The following is a 15831-nucleotide window of genomic DNA, read 5'->3' as shown; positions in this document are numbered from 1 at the left end:
GTACTGATGATGACTCTTTCATCCCTGCCAGCCGTCTCCCAGGCTCAGGCGCCCGGCCTTCCCGGCCGGGCAGGACTGGGGCTCAAGCATGAGCACTTCATTGAAGTGCTCGAGACCTCACCCGATATCGGTTTTTTTGAAGTGCACGCCGAAAACTACATGGTGGCCGGCGGCCCGTTTCATCATTACCTGGGGTTGATCCGCGAACAGTACCCGCTGTCATTGCACGGCGTGGGCCTGTCCATCGGCGGCGAAGGCCGGCTGGATCGGGCGCACCTGGCGCGATTGAGCACGCTGATCGAACGCTATCAACCCCACTCTTTTTCCGAACACCTGGCCTGGTCGAGCCACGGCCCGGTGTTCCTCAATGACCTGCTGCCCCTGGCCTACGACAGCGCCACCCTGCAACGGGTGTGCGAACACATCGACCAGGTACAGAGCACCCTCAAGCGGCCGATGCTGCTGGAGAACCCATCGACCTACCTGCAATTCCAACGCTCCACCCTCGACGAGACGGACTTCATCAGCGAAATCATCCGTCGTACCGGCTGTGGCTTGTTATTGGACGTGAACAACGTCTACGTGTCCTGCATCAACCATCAACGCGACCCCCAGTCCTACCTCGACGCCCTGCCGTTGCACGCTGTCAGTGAGATTCACCTGGCTGGATTTGCTGAGGACACTGACAGCCTCGGTGATCGCTTGCTGATCGACGACCACGGGGCGCCGATCGATAACGCCGTGTGGCAGCTGTACGAAAAAGTACTGGCTCAAGTCGGCCCGGTGCCAACCCTGATCGAACGTGACAACCAACTGCCGGCATTCAGCGTACTGCTGGCCGAGGCTCAACAGGCCGAAAGGTATCTGGCGCAGGTGAGCCTATGAGCCTTCAGGACGACTTCGCTGCAGCCTTGCTGGCACCGGAACAAGCCTGCCCCGATGGCCTGTTCAGCAGCAATGGTGCCGACCCGGCCAGCCGTTTCGCGGTGTATCGCAACAATGTGCACAGCTCGTTGATCAACGCATTGGCGGCAGCTTACCCGGTCACACTGCAATTGGTGGGCGAGGCGTTTTTCCGCGCCATGGCCAGCCTGTATGTGCAGGCGCACCCGCCTACCAGCCCGGTGATGAGCGAGTACGGTGGCGCGCTCGCCGAGTTCATCCAAGGCTTTGAACCCGCGCAAAGCGTGCCCTACCTGGCGGACATCGCCCGGCTGGAGCGCTTGCGCGTCCGTGCCTATCACGCCGCCGATTGCCAGGCGCTGGATCAGCAGGCCGTGCTCCTGGCGCTGCAGGGTCAAGCAGATCTGGGCACCCTGCGCCTGCAACTGCAGCCGTCGCTGGCCACGCTCAATTCGCCCTACGCGGTGGTGGCAGTGTGGGCCGTACACCAGACCGAGGGCGGCCTGGCCACCCTGAACCCCTGGCATCCCCAGGGGGCGCTGGTGCTGCGCCAGGGGCTGGAGGTCAAGGTATTTGCCATAGACCCTGGCTCAGTGGCGTTCATCAATAGCCTGGCGCATGGCAACGCATTGGGAACAGCCGTGGAGCATGCGCTTGAAGCATCCACCGAATTCGACCTGCACCAATGCCTGACGCTGCTGATCAGCCATAACACCCTCACTCATTTGCACTTGGAACAAAAGGTATCGCCATGAACACTCGCCCCTCAGGCCTGATCAAAAGGCTCATCGCGCTTTTCGAACAAATCCCCTACAGCCTGATCGCCTTTGTCGCGCGCTTTTCCATTGCCGCCGTGTTCTGGAAATCCGGGCAAACCAAAGTTGAAGGTTTTGCCGTTGATTTGATCAGCGGCACCTTCCAATTCGGCGAACCGAAACTGGCAGCCTCGACATTGCCGCTGTTTCGCAGCGAGTACCACGTGCCGTTGTTGTCGCCGGAAATGGCGGCGCATATGGCTGCATTTGCCGAGCATTTTTTCCCGTTGCTGATCCTCGTAGGCTTCGCCACGCGCTTTTCGGCCTTGGCCCTGATCGGCATGACCCTGGTGATTCAGCTGTTCGTCTACCCGGACGCCTACCCAACCCATGGCACCTGGATCGCGCTGCTGTTGCTGCTGGTGGCCAAAGGGCCAGGACGCCTGTCCATCGATCACCTGATCGCCCGACGCTACGCCTAAAGCCGGTCCAGCGCCTCGCCGCTGCGCTTGAACCAATCCACCAGGTAGTCGGCCAATACCTGGGTACGACGCGGCAAGCCACCCTGATAGGGATGCGCCAGGTACATCGGCATGCTGCGCGTCTGATAATCGCGCAGGAGCCAACGCAATCGGCCATCCGCCAATTCCGTCGGCAACACGTAGGACGGCAGCCGTGCAATGCCCGCTCCCACCAGCGCAGCCTTTTTCAGCAGGTTGTAGTGGTTGGAGGCAAAGGTGCCGCTGACGCGTACTCGCAGTAATTCGTGCTGCTGGTGGTACAACCACTCTTCACGGCCGCTGTAGTGGCTGTTGAGCAGGCAAGCATGGTTGGCCAGGTCGGCCGGCGTCTCAGGTTCGCCGTGTTGCTCAAGGTAAGCCGGGCTAGCGCAGGTCATCTCACGCCAGGCCAGCAACGGCTTGACCACCAGGCGCTCGCTCTCAATGGAACCTGAGCGTACCCCCAGGTCGAACCCATCTCGCGCCAGGTCTCGATAGTTGTTATTGAGCTCCAGCTCAATTTGCACCTGCGGGTATTGCTTGGAAAACTCCAGCAGCAGCCCATCAAAAAAGGTTTCCCCCAAGGACACTGGCACCGTCATGCGCACTGGTCCGGCAAGATCGTCCTTGAGCCGGGCCAATGCCTGACGGGCACGATCCACCTGCACCACCAGGGCCTGGGCCTGGGGCAACAAGGCCGCACCGGCTGCGGTCAGGCTGAGCTTGCGCGTGGTGCGGTGCAGCAACACCACAGAGAACCGCGCTTCCAGCTGGCTGATACGCTTGGACAATTGCCCTTTGCTACAGCCCAGTTGCTCGGCGGCGACGGTAAAACTGCCGGCTTCGATCAGCACGGCAAAGGCTGCCAAGTCATCCATCTCGCTCATGGATTGTTTCCAAAAGAAAACCAAAGGTTGCCTATTAGCGCGTTTATCCAGCAAAAAAGCCACTCTAGACTGAACCTTCACTTACTCCCGGAGGAACAGCACCATGAAAATCCTATTGATTGGCGCCAGCGGCACCGTCGGCTCGGCGGTCAAGGCGGAACTGGCTCAGCGTCACGAAGTGATCAGCATCGGCCGCAGCAGCGGTGACTTCCAGGTGGATATCAGCGACAGCGCGTCGATCCGCAAGCTGTTCGAACAGACTGGCAAATTCGACGCCCTGGTCTGCGCAGCAGGCAGCGTGAACTTCGTGGCATTGGGCGAAATGAGCGAGAGCGATTTCGAGCTGGGCTTGCGTGACAAGCTGATGGGCCAGGTCAATCTGCTGCTGATCGGCCGTGAGTTCGCCAACGATGGTGCCTCGTTCACCTTCACCAGCGGCATCCTCAACCGCGACCCGATCCGCACCGGCGCCTCGGCTGCGTTGGTCAATGGCGCCATCGATGCCTTCGTCAGAGCGGCCGCCATCGAGCTGCCACGAGGCCTGCGCGTAAATGCTGTCAGCCCGACAGTGCTGGTGGAAGCCATGGGCAGCTATGCACCGTATTTTCGTGGTTTCAAACCCGCGGCAGGTGCTGACGTGGCGTTGGCCTACGCGAAGAGTGTCGAGGGTTTGCAGACCGGGCAGACTTACATCGTCGGTTGAGCGGCAACTGTCTCAGGTGATAACTGAGACATCCACTCAACCACCAGCGCACGCGGGGCTATAAATCTGAACGCCCCGCCCAATTGGCTGTGAACCCTGACGGTACTTAACTGATACCCGTCTACATAAAATGTTACGTACTTTAGGTAGGCCAGCAACGTGATGGATTTTGTCCTTGCTGTCGCCTCTGGGCTCAGTGAAACATTCACTTCAACATAACCCGGCGCAGGGTTCCCGGCGCCCTTGAGTATCACCGAAATATGCGTGAAATCAGTGGCTGACGAGTAGGAAAGCTGGGCGGGCTCGTCTGAAAAAGCTGCATTTGCCCAGAGCATGAGCACGCAGATACACCATTTGATATTCATTGCGGCTCCCACTCAAAAGAGCTCGACGCTCTCACACCTCTCCAAATCCAAGTGTAGGAAACGTCCAATCGACAGTGCTATTTTTCCCATCCGTTCCGGGCCGATGGTTCAAACCCTGTCACGGGCTTGTGATGCGGCGCCGGCCTGAGTAACGTGGCGGCACTTGCCTGGAGACCCGATAATGCGTGCCGCCCCTACCCTGTTCCTGTTTGCCCTGCTTCCCTTGTTCGCTGCCTGCCAGATGTTCGAGAGTGATCCTGCCAAGCCGTCGCTCGCCGGGCTGACGCGCATGCAAGGTGAACTCACCGCAGTCGGCGGCAAACTGCTGTTCCAGCCGTGCAACGACAAACGCAATTACGTGGTCAATGACACCGGCGGCACCAGCATCCTGCAGGAAGCGGCCTCACTGGCCGGCCAGCAAGGCGCGTTGTTTGCCGACCTGCGCGGCAAGTTCTCCGGGGTTGCCAGCGGCACCGAGGGCAGCGTCGACCTGCAACAACTCTACCGCGTCGAGCGCTCGACCTCGGCCTGCGGCGACCCGGACTTCAAGCGCATGATCCTGCGCGCCAACGGCCACAAGCCGACCTGGGTGATGAACGTGACCGCCAAGGGCCTGGTGCTGGAACGCGAAGGCCAGCCACCACTGGCGGTGCCCTATGTGGAAGAGCAAATCGGTGACGGTCGCTTTAACCTGATGACCGAGGCCAACAATCAGCACGTGGAATTGTGGGTGGCGCCGCAGCGTTGTGTCGACCCGGTCAGCGGCAGTTTGCAACACATGACCGCCGAGTTGCGCGTCAATGGCCAGGTCCAGCGCGGTTGCGCATCGTTCGGCGGCTCGCGCGACGACTGACGCGACGCCATGCTGTTTTAACATGACGGGAAACGGTCATTGGGGCTTATAATCGCCGGTTTGCAAAACAGCCGGCCTCTCTGCCCGCCGCCTACCGGATCCCGTCATGTTACGAATCACCGAACTCAAGCTGCCCATCGACCATCCCGAAGAAGACCTGCGGCCTGCCATCGTGCAGCGCCTGGGCATCGCCAGTGATGACCTGCTCGATTTCACCCTGTTCAAACGCAGCTACGATGCGCGCAAGAAGTCGTCGGAACTGTGCTTCATCTACACCATCGATCTGAACGTAAAGGGTGAAGCCGCCCTGCTGCTCAAATTCGCCGATGACCGCAACGTCAACCCGGCGCCGGATGTCAGCTATAAGGTCGTAGGCCAGGCACCGCAAGGCCTGACCGAACGCCCGATCGTCGTCGGCTTTGGCCCGTGCGGGATCTTCGCCGGGCTGCTGCTGGCGCAGATGGGCTTCAAGCCGATCATCCTCGAGCGTGGCAAGGAAGTGCGCCAGCGCACCAAGGACACTTGGGGCCTGTGGCGCAAAAGCGTGCTCAACCCCGAGTCCAACGTGCAGTTCGGTGAAGGCGGTGCCGGGACCTTTTCCGACGGCAAGCTGTACAGCCAGATCAAGGACCCGAAATTCCACGGCCGCAAAGTGCTGCACGAGTTCGTCAAGGCCGGTGCGCCGGAAGAAATCCTCTACGTCAGTAAACCGCACATCGGCACGTTCCGCCTGACCGGCGTGGTGGAAAACATGCGCGAGCAGATCATCGCCCTGGGCGGTGAAGTGCGCTTCGAGCAGCGGGTGACCGATGTGCTGATCGAAGACGGTCAGTTGAATGGGGTAGTCATCGATGGCGGCGAACAGATCCTGTCCAAACATGTGATCCTGGCCTTGGGCCATAGCGCCCGTGACACCTTCCGCATGCTCCACTCCCGTGGCGTGTACATGGAAGCCAAGCCGTTCTCGGTGGGTTTCCGTATCGAACATCCGCAGTCGCTGATCGACGCCGCGCGCCTGGGCAAATACGCCGGGCACCCGAAACTCGGCGCCGCCGACTACAAGCTGGTGCACCACGCCAAGAACGGCCGCTCGGTGTACAGCTTCTGCATGTGCCCGGGCGGCACCGTGGTGGCGGCGACTTCCGAGCCGAACCGCGTGGTCACCAACGGCATGAGCCAGTACTCGCGCAACGAGCGCAACGCCAACTCCGGCATCGTGGTCGGCATCACCCCAGAGCTGGACTACCCAGGCGGCCCGCTGGCCGGTATCGAGTTGCAGGAACGCCTGGAGTCCCACGCCTATGTCCTCGGTGGCAGCAACTACGAGGCTCCCGCACAACTGGTAGGTGATTTCATCGCTGGCAAGCCGTCCACCGCGATTGGTAGCGTGGAGCCTTCCTACAAACCTGGCGTGTCTCTTGGCGATTTGGCCCTGGCCTTGCCCGACTTCGCCATCGAAGCGATCCGTGAAGCGTTGCCGGCGTTCGAGAAGCAGATCAAGGGCTACTCGCTGCACGACGCGGTGTTGACGGGTATCGAGACGCGCACCTCATCACCGTTGCGGATCACCCGTAACGAATCGATGCAGAGCTTGAACGTGAAAGGGCTGTTCCCTGCCGGTGAAGGCGCTGGTTACGCCGGTGGGATTCTATCGGCGGGCGTGGATGGGATTCGGATTGCCGAAGCGTTGGCGCGGGATATGTTGGGCCTGGAAGCCTGACGCATTGCCCTGCCGGCGATAGCGTCTTCAAGATCGCCATCGCCGGCAAGCCGGGCTCCTACAAGGTTAAATGTTTGCCCGCAGGATGCTGTCCGGCAATGGCTCGCCCCGCTCGACACTGTCCGCAACAGCAGTAATCAAACCGTCCAACGCATAGCCCTGCCCCGCCAGCCAGGCCTGGTCGTAATAGGTTGTGGCATACCGCTCCCCCCCGTCGCACAAGATCGCCACGATCGAGCCGGACTCCCCTGCCGCTTTCATCTGTTGCGCCGCGACCAGTGCGCCAATCAGATTCGTCCCGCTGGAACCTCCGACCCGCCGCCCCAGCCGGTCGGCCAGGTAATGCATGGCCGCCAGCGACAGGGCATCCGGCACCTTGACCATCGCATCGATGACCTTGGGCAAAAACGATGCCTCGACCCGTGGTCGGCCAATGCCTTCAATCCGCGAACCGCAGTCCAGGCGCAAGCTGGCATCACCACTCTGGTAGAAATCAAAGAACACCGAACGCTGCGCATCGGCACACAAAACGCGGGTGCAATGCTGGCGATAACGCACATAACGACCGAGCGTAGCGGTGGTGCCGCCGGTGCCGGGGCTGGAGATCAACCAGCTCGGCTCCGGATGCTGCTCGAAACGCATCTGCTGGAAGATCGACTCGGCAATGTTGTTGTTCGCCCGCCAGTCGGTGGCACGTTCGGCGTAGGTGAACTGGTCCATGAAATGACCACCGCTTTCCCGCGCCAGGCGTTCGGATTCGGCGTATATCTGCGTGGGATCCTGTACCAGGTGGCTCTTGCCGCCGTAGAAGGCAATCTGTGCGATTTTTTCCTGGGACGTGGTGGCTGGCATTACCGCAATAAACGGCAAACCCAGCAGACGCGCAAAGTAGGCTTCGGAAATCGCCGTCGAGCCACTGGATGCTTCGATCACCGGCGCACCAGGCTTGAGCCAGCCATTACACAATGCGTACAGGAACAACGAGCGGGCCAGCCGATGCTTCAGGCTGCCGGTGGGATGGCTGGACTCGTCCTTGAAGTACAACTCGATACCCGGCAATCCTGGTAACGGCAAGGGAATCAGGTGCGTATCGGCACTACGCTGGAAGTCTGCTTCAATGATACGAATGGCTTCGCGGGCCCAGGGACGGTGGTCGCTCATGGAGAGTTTCTCTCAAGGTGTCAGCCCTGATTTTAGGGGGTTTCCTACACGCCACACAGATACAGTACCGACTCAATCAGACACACAATTGCTAGGCTTGGCGGCAACATCACCCCAGCCAGCCTCTTATAACAAATAAGAATATAACTTTTGTTTTAACAACTAACGGTACGGGTTAGGGTACCCACCTATTGAACCTGGATTGGAGAGCATCCCTTGCCTCTGCGTAGCACTTTCACCCGTTTCTTCCAGCTGGAAGCCGCCAGCGGTCTGTTGTTGATCGCGGCTGCGGCCTTGGCGCTGATCATCAACAATTCACCGTTGTCGCACCTGTACAGCGCGTTTCTCGATGTGCCGGTGGTGGCGCAGATCGGCGCGCTGAAAATCGCCAAGCCCGCCCTGCTGTGGATCAATGATGGCCTGATGGCTCTGTTCTTCCTGCTGATCGGCCTGGAGGTCAAGCGCGAGTTGCTCGACGGCCACCTGTCCAAGCCCTCGCAAGTGGTGCTGCCTGGCGCCGCGGCCATCGGCGGCATGGTAGTGCCGGCGCTGATCTACTGGGCGATCAACAAGGACTACCCCGCCGCGCTTTCCGGTTGGGCGATTCCCATGGCCACCGACATTGCCTTCGCCCTCGGCGTACTGGCCTTGCTGGGCAAACGCGTGCCGGTGTCGCTGAAACTGTTCCTGATGACCCTGGCGATCATTGACGACCTCGGCGCGATCATCGTGATCGCCGTGTTCTATTCTGCCGATCTCTCCGGTGCCGCCCTGGCGGGTGCGGGCGCCTGCCTGATTGCGTTGATCGCGATGAACCGCCTGGGCGTGATCAAGCTCGGGCCGTACCTGATCGTCGGGCTGATCCTGTGGGTGTGCGTCCTAAAGAGTGGTGTGCACGCAACGCTGGCCGGTGTGACATTGGCGTTCTGCATCCCCATGCGCACCAAAAACGCCGAGCCCTCGCCGCTGCTCACGCTGGAACATGCCCTGCACCCCTGGGTGGCCTACGGCATCCTGCCGCTGTTCGCCTTTGCCAACGCCGGCGTGTCCTTGACCGGCGTGAGCCTGGAAAGCTTCACCCACCATGTGCCCATGGGCATCGCAGCGGGCCTGCTGATCGGCAAGACCATCGGTGTGTTCGGCCTTACCTGGCTGGCCATCAAGACCGGCCTGGCCGCCCTGCCCACCGGCGCGAACTGGGGCCAGGTATTTGGCGTGGCGATCCTGTGCGGTATCGGCTTTACCATGAGCCTGTTTGTTGGCTCCCTGGCATTCGTACCGGGGGCCAGTGAGTTTGCCGGGGAAGACCGGATGGGGATTTTGACCGGGTCGATACTGGCGGCGTGTATCGGGTATGCGGTGACGGCAATGGCAAGTCGTAAAAAGGCCGTACCTCAGGTTTGAATTTGACAGCCTCGAAAACCAAAAACCCCAACCAGTCACCCGGTTGGGGTTTTGTGTTTCTACAACCGACGGTTAGCGAGTAACGCGGCTGGTACCGTCAACGGTCATGATGCGTACGCGGTCGCCGATGCGGAAGATTTCATTCTCCTGCACGGCCTGCACGTAGGCACGCATGCTGCCGTCGTCTTCGCGCACGGTGATTTCCACACCTTGGGTACGGGTCAGGCCTTCTTCGGTGGCCGAACCCAGCAGGCCGCCAGCAACAGCGCCGATCACCGCAGTCACGATACTGCCACGGCCACCGCCGATGGCACTGCCGCCAACACCGCCGATAACGGCGCCGGCAGCGCCGCCGATTGGGGTCTTGGTGCCTTCGATTTTCACCGGACGCAGGGATTCGATGGTCCCCATGCGCACGGTCTGGACACGACGCGCCTCGTCACGGGAGTACGAGTCGCCGGTCAGACTCGAGGCGCAGCCACCCAGCAGCAACGATAGGGTGGTAAAGCAGGCAACCAGTAAAACAGACTTACGCATAGCATCAACTCCAAAGGACAGGTGGTCATTAAACGCTGCAGCTTGACGCCTGTCACGGCAAGCACCGCAGAAAATTGCTTTCATTCAGCCTTAGTACAGACTGCCCACACCAGAAAAACAGACGAACGGTAGCGCTGTTCTCTCAACCGGGATCTTCATGGATTACTTCATCATTGTAGTCACAACCCTTGCGGGACTGTATTTCCATGCCTGGTTGTACCTGCGCATCCGGCGTTGGATAGACCGTGACCTGGCCCTGTCGCTGGCGGGTAATGACCTGCACAAGCGCACCTTCATGCTGCAACAGCTGGAGAAGGCTCGCCGCTTGAAGATCAAACGGTCCCACTTGCCTCACTGGCTGAAGAACGCGGCGCAGCAGTACACGCCCGAAGCCTCTTCAATAGAGACGTCGGGGTGACAGGCATCATTCAAGCGGAGTGACGAAAGGCGCAGCTCAGGGTGCCAGGCGTTCGCGGGTCCAGTCGGCCCCTTGCAGGCGATAATTCAGACGGTCATGCAAGCGGCTGGCGCGGCCTTGCCAGAACTCGATGCGCTCGGGTAACAGGCGATAACCACCCCAGTGCTCCGGGCAGTCAGGCTGGGTATCGCTGAAACGCTGCTCGGTAGCCCTGAGCAGGTCCTGCAGCTCTTCCCGGTCACGGATGACCTGGCTTTGTGGAGACGCCCAGGCCCCCAGGCGACTGCCCAAGGGACGAACCTGATAATAAGCATCCGACTCTTCAGGCGTGACCTTCACCACCCGACCCTCAATGCGCACTTGGCGCTCCAGGGTCGGCCAGAAAAACGTCATGGCTGCAAACGGCCGCGCCGCAAGCTGTTGGCCCTTGGCGCTCTGATAATTGGTGAAGAAGGTAAAGCCCTGCGCATCCAGGCCCTTGAGCAACAGGATGCGGCAGTGCGGGCGACCGTCCTGGTCGACCGTGGCCAAGGTCATGGCATTGGCCTCCACCGGTGGCTGCTCGGTTTTCACCGCGTCGGCAAACCACTGGTGGAACAAGGCAAACGGCTCGCTCGGGGCCTGGGCCTCGCTCAAGCCATCCCGTGTGTAGTCACGGCGCATATCGGCCAGTGCCTGGGTCATGCGGCTTTATCCTTCTGGTTCAGCGGATCAGTTTTTCGCCTGGTCGTTTGCCGGTGCAGCAGCCTTGGCTTTGGCGGGTGCCGCTTTTTTCGCCGCTGGCTTGGCCGGGGCTTTCTTGGCCGCTGGCTTGGCAGCCGCTTTCTTGGCGGTCGAAGCCTTCTTGGCCGGTGCCTTGGCGGCTGGAGCCGGGGCGGGAACGTCCTGCACCGCCACCATTTCGGCGACAGGCGGGGTTTTGCCCGACTGATACTTGCTCAGCAGCGCCAGCATGGTAGTGCGCTGGGTGAACATGATTTCCATGCGACGGTTCAAGGCGCGGCCCTGGCTGCTGTCGTTGGCGGCACGTGGCATCAGGTCGCCCATGCCGCGCAGCATCAGGCGGTCCTGCTTCAAACCGCTGAGGCTGAAGATCGAGGCGATGGACTGTGCACGCTCCTTGGTCAGCGCCTGGCTGGCCGGGGCGGTGCCGGTGGCATCGACGTGACCCAGTACCAGCACGGCAGTCTTCGGATCGGCTTCAACGGCCTTGGCAACCCGGGTGAACGGACCGAGGGTAACCGGCAGCAGCATGGCCGGGCGTTTCGGGTTGTAGGAACCATCAACCGGGGCAATCACCACGAGCACGTTGTCGCGACGCTCGAGTTGCAGGTTGCTGTCCTTGATAGCCGCGCGCAGACGCGGCTCATAGTCGTCCAGCCAGGCTTGGGTGATTTTCGGGTCGGGCATCGGCACGTTGGTCACGTCGACCTTGGCCAATGGCTTGGGTTTGCTTTCGAACGGCCACCACCAGTGGGTTTCGGTGTCGGTCTTGGCGACTGCTGGGGCTGGATCAGCGGCCTTCAGGTCGGCTTTCAGGTCGGCCTTCGCATCGGCCGCCTTCTCATCGGCGCTCTTGGAGGAAAACGGCCACCAGCTGGAACCGGTGTCCGCCTTGGCGGCGGGAGCTGGAGCCGAAGCTGGCGCTGCGGCGGCGGCAGCTACCGGTGCGGCAGGCTTGGCGCCTGCAGCCGGCTTGGCGTCTGGCTTGGCGTCGGGCTTAGCTTCCGGCTTGGTGTCGGCCTGGGTCACTGCGTCCTTGGTCGAGGCCTTATCGGATCCAAATGACCACCAATGCCCGCCCTCGGCATCATTTTGTGGAGTTTGTGCGCAACCGGTAATAGTGAGACATAGCGCAAGAGCCAAGGACTTGTTCGATAACATGAGATATCCACAAAATGAGAAAAAACCAGGGACCTAGATGATCCGTTAAACAGACGCTTGCAGAAGAATAAAGTTACAACTTTTCCTACAGCGTCTTCTTATAGTTGCCTTTGTAACAAAAAAATGTGAAACAGCAAGGGGTTTACAGACAACCGGCCAATATTCTGACCAACTTCTGTGCCCGCGGGTCCATAAGTACATAAGGTCCGAGTGTATTAGTCACGAAACCGAACGCAACATCATGTTCAGGATCGGCAAACCCCACCGAACCACCAGCACCCGGATGCCCGAATGCACGTGGGCCAAGGCCGAAGGTGGCATTGGCCAACTGCGGCTGATCCAACATGCAGCCCAGGCCGAAACGGGTTTGTGTCAATAATGTTTTATCCGGGCCGATGCTGTGCTCGCGAGTCAATTGTTCGAGCATGTCGGCCTCCAGCAAACTACCGTCCAACAGTCCACTATAAAAACCCGCCAGGCTGCGCGCATTGCCGTGACCATTTGCCGCCGGCTGCTGCATACGGCGCCATTCGGGTTTATTAGTGCTGGTCAGAATAGACGGTGGATTGGCAAATGCACGCGTGGTCATCGCCGTCGGTTCGCGCATCATTACTTGCAGTAAACGTTGCGCGGCTTCATCGCCCATATTGCCTTTGCTGCGCGCTATATGGGCCACGCGATAAAACTCTTCGTCCGCCAGGCCCACATGGAAGTCCAAGCCCAATGGCCGTGCGACCCGCGCCACGATGGACTCTCCCGGCCCGCGCCCATCGGCACGCCGCAGCAACTCACCGACCAGCCAGCCGTAGGTGATCGCCTCGTAGCCATGGCCCTGGCCCGGCGTCCACCACGGGGCTTCGGCCGCCAGGGTGTCGACCATCAGTTGCCAGTCGTACAGGGCTTCGGTGGGGAGCATCTCGCGGATCGCCGGCAACCCGGCCTGATGGCACAACAACTGGCGCAGGGTGATGGTTTCTTTCCCGGCCGCGGCAAACTCCGGCCAGACGTTTGCGACCGGCGCATCCAGTTGCAACTTGCCTTCGGCCACCAATTGCAGGGCCGTGACGGCGGTAAAGGTCTTGGTACAGGAGAACAGGTTGACGATGGTGTCGCTGTGCCAGGCCTCGGCGCCGTCCTTGTCGGCGGTGCCGGCCCACAGATCGACGACCGTTTCGCCGCCGACCTGGATGCAGAGCCCGGCACCACGCTCCTGCGGGTCATCGAACAACGCGGCGAACGCTTCACGTACCGCTTCGAACTGGAGTTCGTAATGACCCTGGATCTGCACCTGAGCGCCCTCGGAAAACATCGAAAAAAGTGGCCGACATTGTTCCAGCCCTGGTGGGTTTTGTGAACCCGTCAGCGTTCAATCAATGACCATTCCCGGAGTGACCGCCTGCATGCCCGGCGCCCTGCCCCGGGCCTTTGCCTTCATGCCCGGCCCTGCCACCTTCGCTTTCACGCGTGGCGCCTGCCGCCTTGGCCTTTTGCGCTTCCTTGCCCAGTTGGTCGACCGCCGCCAGGTTGCTTTTGCGCACACTCTCCACAAAACCCTGGAACGGTACGTCGGTGATACCGACCAGGCCAAAGTGACCGTTTTCACCGTCCAGCAGACGCCCGGTCACCGGCTGGTCCAGGTACTGGAACCAATGCACGCCGACAATCGACGGCTCGGCCATGGCCTGCTTGAGGAAGTTGCCATACGCCGCGCCACGATCTTCTTCCCTGGCCAACTGTGTCACGCCGCCCCAGAACGGCCCGCGGTCGGCCGAGCCGAAATTGAATTCGGTGATCAGCACCGGCTTGTCCAACGCCCGCAACGCGGCGAAGTCGTAGCCGTCCTGAGGCTTGAGGGTGTACATGTTGAAACTCAATACATCGCAGTACTGCGCGCAGGAGGCCACGGCTTCCGGCGTGCTGACCGCATAACGGCCACCCAGCAGCAGTTGATGGGGCGCGTGCCATTTCAGCGAGTCGGAAATGGTCTTGAAGTAGGCATCGGCGAAGGTCTTCTGGAAGTATTTGAAGTCCGCCTCGATTTCCGGGTGCTCGGGATTCGGCATCGGCGGTTCGAAACCCGGGTCCTCCATCAGCTCCCAGCCCTTCAATTCGATACCCCAGGCTTTCGACAAACCTTCTTCGTTGCGGTACTTGTCGCGCAGTTGCTTGAGGAACGCGCGCTTGGCCGGTACGTCGGTGGTCATGCGCAACGTGCCGTACGCCAAGGCGTAGCGGGATTTCGGATCATCGCCAGGGCCGGCCCAGGCCAACTCGTTGTCGGCAAAAAAGCCGATCAACCACGGGTCATCGCGGTGGTCACGGGCGGCAATCGCCACGGCGCGCTCGGTGGCCATGGCGAAGCGCGGGTCGAACGGGTCGGGCATGCCGCCCCACCAGTCGGTGCCGGTGCTGATGCTGGCGTAATCGCCGACGATCGACAGCGGCAAGGTGTAGGGAACCCGGCCGGCAGTGGCCAGGCTCTCGTCGCTCCAGTTGCCGACAGTGTTGAAACCCCAGGCCTGCAAGCGATCGAGGGTGTGAGTGACCCAACGTTTCTGGTCGAAGCCGTCACCGCCATAGGTACGCTGCAAGTTGGCGCCGTAAAAGTCATACCAACGCCCGGCACCGAAGCCACGGCCTTCCCCCGCGCCATTGCCGGTGCGGTTGTCGCCGCTGCCGTAATACTTGTCGAAGGGTTCGCCGCCCTTGGGCAGCGCGGCGAACATCCATTCACGGCCGGCCACATAGGTCTGGCTGTTGTCCGGGGCCACGGTGTTGACGCCCAGGGAGTAGAACGGATGCCCTTGCGGTGTCACCAGGTACCAGCGCCCGTCGCGCTTCTCGGTACGGAAAAACCCGCTGGCGTCGAATGCCGGGCCTTTGTTCCAGCCACCGTATTGGTCCAGCGCGGATTTATCCCGCGTGGCCAGCCAAGCCTGGAGCTGCTGTTGCTCCTTGGCGGCAGCGGCTTTGAGTTGTTCGTCGCTGCTGACTTTTTCCGGCCACCGCGCACGGGTGGATTGACCATAGGCATCCACCAGCTCGCTGTAGGCCGCCTTCAGCACCGGCTCGCTGTCCTGCACGCCAAAGCGCTCCAGCAGGATGCTCTGGGCGGCGTTGGGTTTGAGCATCGACAGCGTCACCGAAACCACCTGGCTGCGGTCGATCTCGCCGGCGCTACTGGCCAGCAACACACGCTGGCCGTCCACGGTGATCGGCATCGGTGGGCCGGCCTTCATGCCCTGGCTCAGCGGCGAATTGGCCTGCAGCGGAACCAGCAAGGTCTGAGCCGGGCCGGCGGGCAGGTCGATGCGGCTGACCAGGGTCTTGCCATCCGCGCTCTGCACCTTGACGTAGAGGGTCAACGCCCAGTCCATCGCACTCTGGATGCGCAGGCTCATGGCACCCGACCGGGACCAGTCCCAGGTGCCGGCCTGCGGGCTCAGCACCAGGCTCGGTTCGGCGGCCGGGTTGAACGTGATGCGGCGCAGCACTTCGCCTTCGGGGGTTTGTTCGGCGTTGTATTGCGGCAGGCTGGCGTCCTGGGTCGCCACCTTGACCACATCGGCAGGCCGGACGAAGTTGAACAAAGTCTGTTGCCCCGCAGGGGCAGCCATCAAGGGCGCGGCGAGCAGCAAGGCAAAAAGAGCGGGCAGCGTGCGAATCATACGAACAAGGTTCTCCCAGACGGCCGATGAATGGCCTGATGAAATACAGTGAGATAGACCACGAAGTGGGCGA

The 15831-nt window shown here is 61.1% G+C and carries 16 protein-coding genes; 8 read left to right on the top strand and 8 right to left on the bottom strand.

Translation table 11 applies throughout. The features are described 5' to 3' along the window. Positions 1–6 precede the first annotated feature (6 nt). The 3 genes from K5K89_RS07635 to K5K89_RS07625 are packed head-to-tail and all read left to right on the top strand — an operon-like array spanning position 7 to position 2140. A complete protein-coding gene (locus K5K89_RS07635; protein ID WP_222541133.1) occupies positions 7–885 on the top strand; it encodes a DUF692 domain-containing protein in 879 nt (292 codons plus the stop codon). Next, positions 882–1658: a DUF2063 domain-containing protein gene (locus K5K89_RS07630; protein ID WP_222541132.1), complete on the top strand. Its 777-nt coding sequence runs from the start codon at positions 882–884 to the stop codon at positions 1656–1658. The genes K5K89_RS07635 and K5K89_RS07630 overlap by 4 nt, the downstream gene beginning before the upstream one ends. Then, entirely contained in the window at positions 1655–2140 is a 486-nt protein-coding gene (locus tag K5K89_RS07625; RefSeq protein WP_071488848.1) for a DoxX family protein, read from the top strand. Before K5K89_RS07630 ends, K5K89_RS07625 begins: the two co-directional genes overlap by 4 nt. On the opposite strand, the gene K5K89_RS07620 is transcribed toward K5K89_RS07625, so the two are convergent. Beyond that, complete coding sequence (locus tag K5K89_RS07620) at positions 2137–3045, bottom strand: LysR family transcriptional regulator (protein WP_222541131.1); 909 nt, start codon at positions 3043–3045, stop codon at positions 2137–2139. The two genes, K5K89_RS07625 and K5K89_RS07620, sit on opposite strands and share 4 nt — an antisense overlap. A gap of 103 nt (positions 3046–3148) precedes the next feature. Between K5K89_RS07620 and K5K89_RS07615 the strand changes: the two genes are divergently transcribed. Next, on the top strand, positions 3149–3748 hold the full coding sequence (locus tag K5K89_RS07615; RefSeq protein ID WP_071488846.1) for a short chain dehydrogenase: 600 nt from the start codon (positions 3149–3151) through the stop codon (positions 3746–3748). Here the strand turns inward: K5K89_RS07615 and K5K89_RS07610 are convergent. Next, positions 3733–4113 carry a hypothetical protein gene (locus tag K5K89_RS07610; RefSeq protein ID WP_222541130.1) on the bottom strand — a complete coding sequence of 127 codons (381 nt, stop codon included), beginning with the start codon at positions 4111–4113 and terminating at the stop codon, positions 3733–3735. The two genes, K5K89_RS07615 and K5K89_RS07610, sit on opposite strands and share 16 nt — an antisense overlap. 181 nt (positions 4114–4294) lie before the next feature. On the opposite strand from K5K89_RS07610, the gene K5K89_RS07605 reads away from it, so the two are divergent. Continuing rightward, on the top strand, positions 4295–4966 hold the full coding sequence (locus tag K5K89_RS07605; RefSeq protein WP_071488845.1) for a COG3650 family protein: 672 nt from the start codon (positions 4295–4297) through the stop codon (positions 4964–4966). 106 nt (positions 4967–5072) lie between these two features. Further along, entirely contained in the window at positions 5073–6686 is a 1614-nt protein-coding gene (locus K5K89_RS07600; protein ID WP_222541129.1) for an NAD(P)/FAD-dependent oxidoreductase, read from the top strand. Positions 6687–6752: 66 nt separating this feature from the next. Here the strand turns inward: K5K89_RS07600 and K5K89_RS07595 are convergent, their stop codons facing one another. Then, positions 6753–7847 (bottom strand): PLP-dependent cysteine synthase family protein, encoded by a 1095-nt coding sequence (locus K5K89_RS07595; RefSeq protein ID WP_071488843.1) that lies wholly within the window; start codon positions 7845–7847, stop codon positions 6753–6755. A gap of 216 nt (positions 7848–8063) precedes the next feature. Between K5K89_RS07595 and nhaA the strand changes: the two genes are divergently transcribed. Continuing rightward, positions 8064–9251: a Na+/H+ antiporter NhaA gene (nhaA, locus tag K5K89_RS07590; protein WP_222541128.1), complete on the top strand. Its 1188-nt coding sequence runs from the start codon at positions 8064–8066 to the stop codon at positions 9249–9251. A gap of 72 nt (positions 9252–9323) precedes the next feature. Here nhaA and K5K89_RS07585 read toward each other — a convergent pair whose 3' ends face one another. Next, positions 9324–9788, bottom strand: coding sequence for a glycine zipper 2TM domain-containing protein (locus K5K89_RS07585; protein ID WP_003189251.1), 465 nt, complete (start codon positions 9786–9788; stop codon positions 9324–9326). Between the two features lie 157 nt (positions 9789–9945). On the opposite strand from K5K89_RS07585, the gene K5K89_RS07580 reads away from it, so the two are divergent. Continuing rightward, on the top strand, positions 9946–10206 hold the full coding sequence (locus tag K5K89_RS07580) for a hypothetical protein (protein WP_071488841.1): 261 nt from the start codon (positions 9946–9948) through the stop codon (positions 10204–10206). A gap of 36 nt (positions 10207–10242) precedes the next feature. On the opposite strand, the gene pdxH is transcribed toward K5K89_RS07580, so the two are convergent. The 4 genes from pdxH to K5K89_RS07560 form a co-directional block, all read right to left on the bottom strand. Beyond that, positions 10243–10890 carry a pyridoxamine 5'-phosphate oxidase gene (gene pdxH / locus K5K89_RS07575; protein ID WP_222541127.1) on the bottom strand — a complete coding sequence of 216 codons (648 nt, stop codon included), beginning with the start codon at positions 10888–10890 and terminating at the stop codon, positions 10243–10245. Between the two features lie 27 nt (positions 10891–10917). After that, positions 10918–12090 carry an OmpA family protein gene (locus K5K89_RS07570; RefSeq protein WP_222541126.1) on the bottom strand — a complete coding sequence of 391 codons (1173 nt, stop codon included), beginning with the start codon at positions 12088–12090 and terminating at the stop codon, positions 10918–10920. Between the two features lie 142 nt (positions 12091–12232). Further along, positions 12233–13378: a serine hydrolase domain-containing protein gene (locus K5K89_RS07565; RefSeq protein WP_093527740.1), complete on the bottom strand. Its 1146-nt coding sequence runs from the start codon at positions 13376–13378 to the stop codon at positions 12233–12235. Between the two features lie 82 nt (positions 13379–13460). Continuing rightward, entirely contained in the window at positions 13461–15758 is a 2298-nt protein-coding gene (locus tag K5K89_RS07560) for a beta-galactosidase (protein WP_222541125.1), read from the bottom strand. Positions 15759–15831 lie beyond the last annotated feature (73 nt).

Source organism: Pseudomonas sp. DR208, from assembly GCF_019823005.1.
GTDB lineage: Bacteria > Pseudomonadota > Gammaproteobacteria > Pseudomonadales > Pseudomonadaceae > Aquipseudomonas > Aquipseudomonas extremorientalis.
The sequence above is the reverse complement of the archived record's forward strand: the minus strand, read 5'-3'. Positions and strand labels throughout refer to the sequence as shown.

Coding starts and splice junctions, on each gene's coding strand:
- K5K89_RS07635 (WP_222541133.1), top strand. CDS start 7: ATGATGACTCTTTCATCCCTGCCAGCCGTCTCCCAGGCTCAGGCGCCC.
- K5K89_RS07630 (WP_222541132.1), top strand. CDS start 882: ATGAGCCTTCAGGACGACTTCGCTGCAGCCTTGCTGGCACCGGAACAA.
- K5K89_RS07625 (WP_071488848.1), top strand. CDS start 1,655: ATGAACACTCGCCCCTCAGGCCTGATCAAAAGGCTCATCGCGCTTTTC.
- K5K89_RS07620 (WP_222541131.1), bottom strand. CDS start 3,045: ATGAGCGAGATGGATGACTTGGCAGCCTTTGCCGTGCTGATCGAAGCC.
- K5K89_RS07615 (WP_071488846.1), top strand. CDS start 3,149: ATGAAAATCCTATTGATTGGCGCCAGCGGCACCGTCGGCTCGGCGGTC.
- K5K89_RS07610 (WP_222541130.1), bottom strand. CDS start 4,113: ATGAATATCAAATGGTGTATCTGCGTGCTCATGCTCTGGGCAAATGCA.
- K5K89_RS07605 (WP_071488845.1), top strand. CDS start 4,295: ATGCGTGCCGCCCCTACCCTGTTCCTGTTTGCCCTGCTTCCCTTGTTC.
- K5K89_RS07600 (WP_222541129.1), top strand. CDS start 5,073: ATGTTACGAATCACCGAACTCAAGCTGCCCATCGACCATCCCGAAGAA.
- K5K89_RS07595 (WP_071488843.1), bottom strand. CDS start 7,847: ATGAGCGACCACCGTCCCTGGGCCCGCGAAGCCATTCGTATCATTGAA.
- K5K89_RS07585 (WP_003189251.1), bottom strand. CDS start 9,788: ATGCGTAAGTCTGTTTTACTGGTTGCCTGCTTTACCACCCTATCGTTG.
- K5K89_RS07580 (WP_071488841.1), top strand. CDS start 9,946: ATGGATTACTTCATCATTGTAGTCACAACCCTTGCGGGACTGTATTTC.
- pdxH (WP_222541127.1), bottom strand. CDS start 10,890: ATGACCCAGGCACTGGCCGATATGCGCCGTGACTACACACGGGATGGC.
- K5K89_RS07570 (WP_222541126.1), bottom strand. CDS start 12,090: ATGTTATCGAACAAGTCCTTGGCTCTTGCGCTATGTCTCACTATTACC.
- K5K89_RS07560 (WP_222541125.1), bottom strand. CDS start 15,758: ATGATTCGCACGCTGCCCGCTCTTTTTGCCTTGCTGCTCGCCGCGCCC.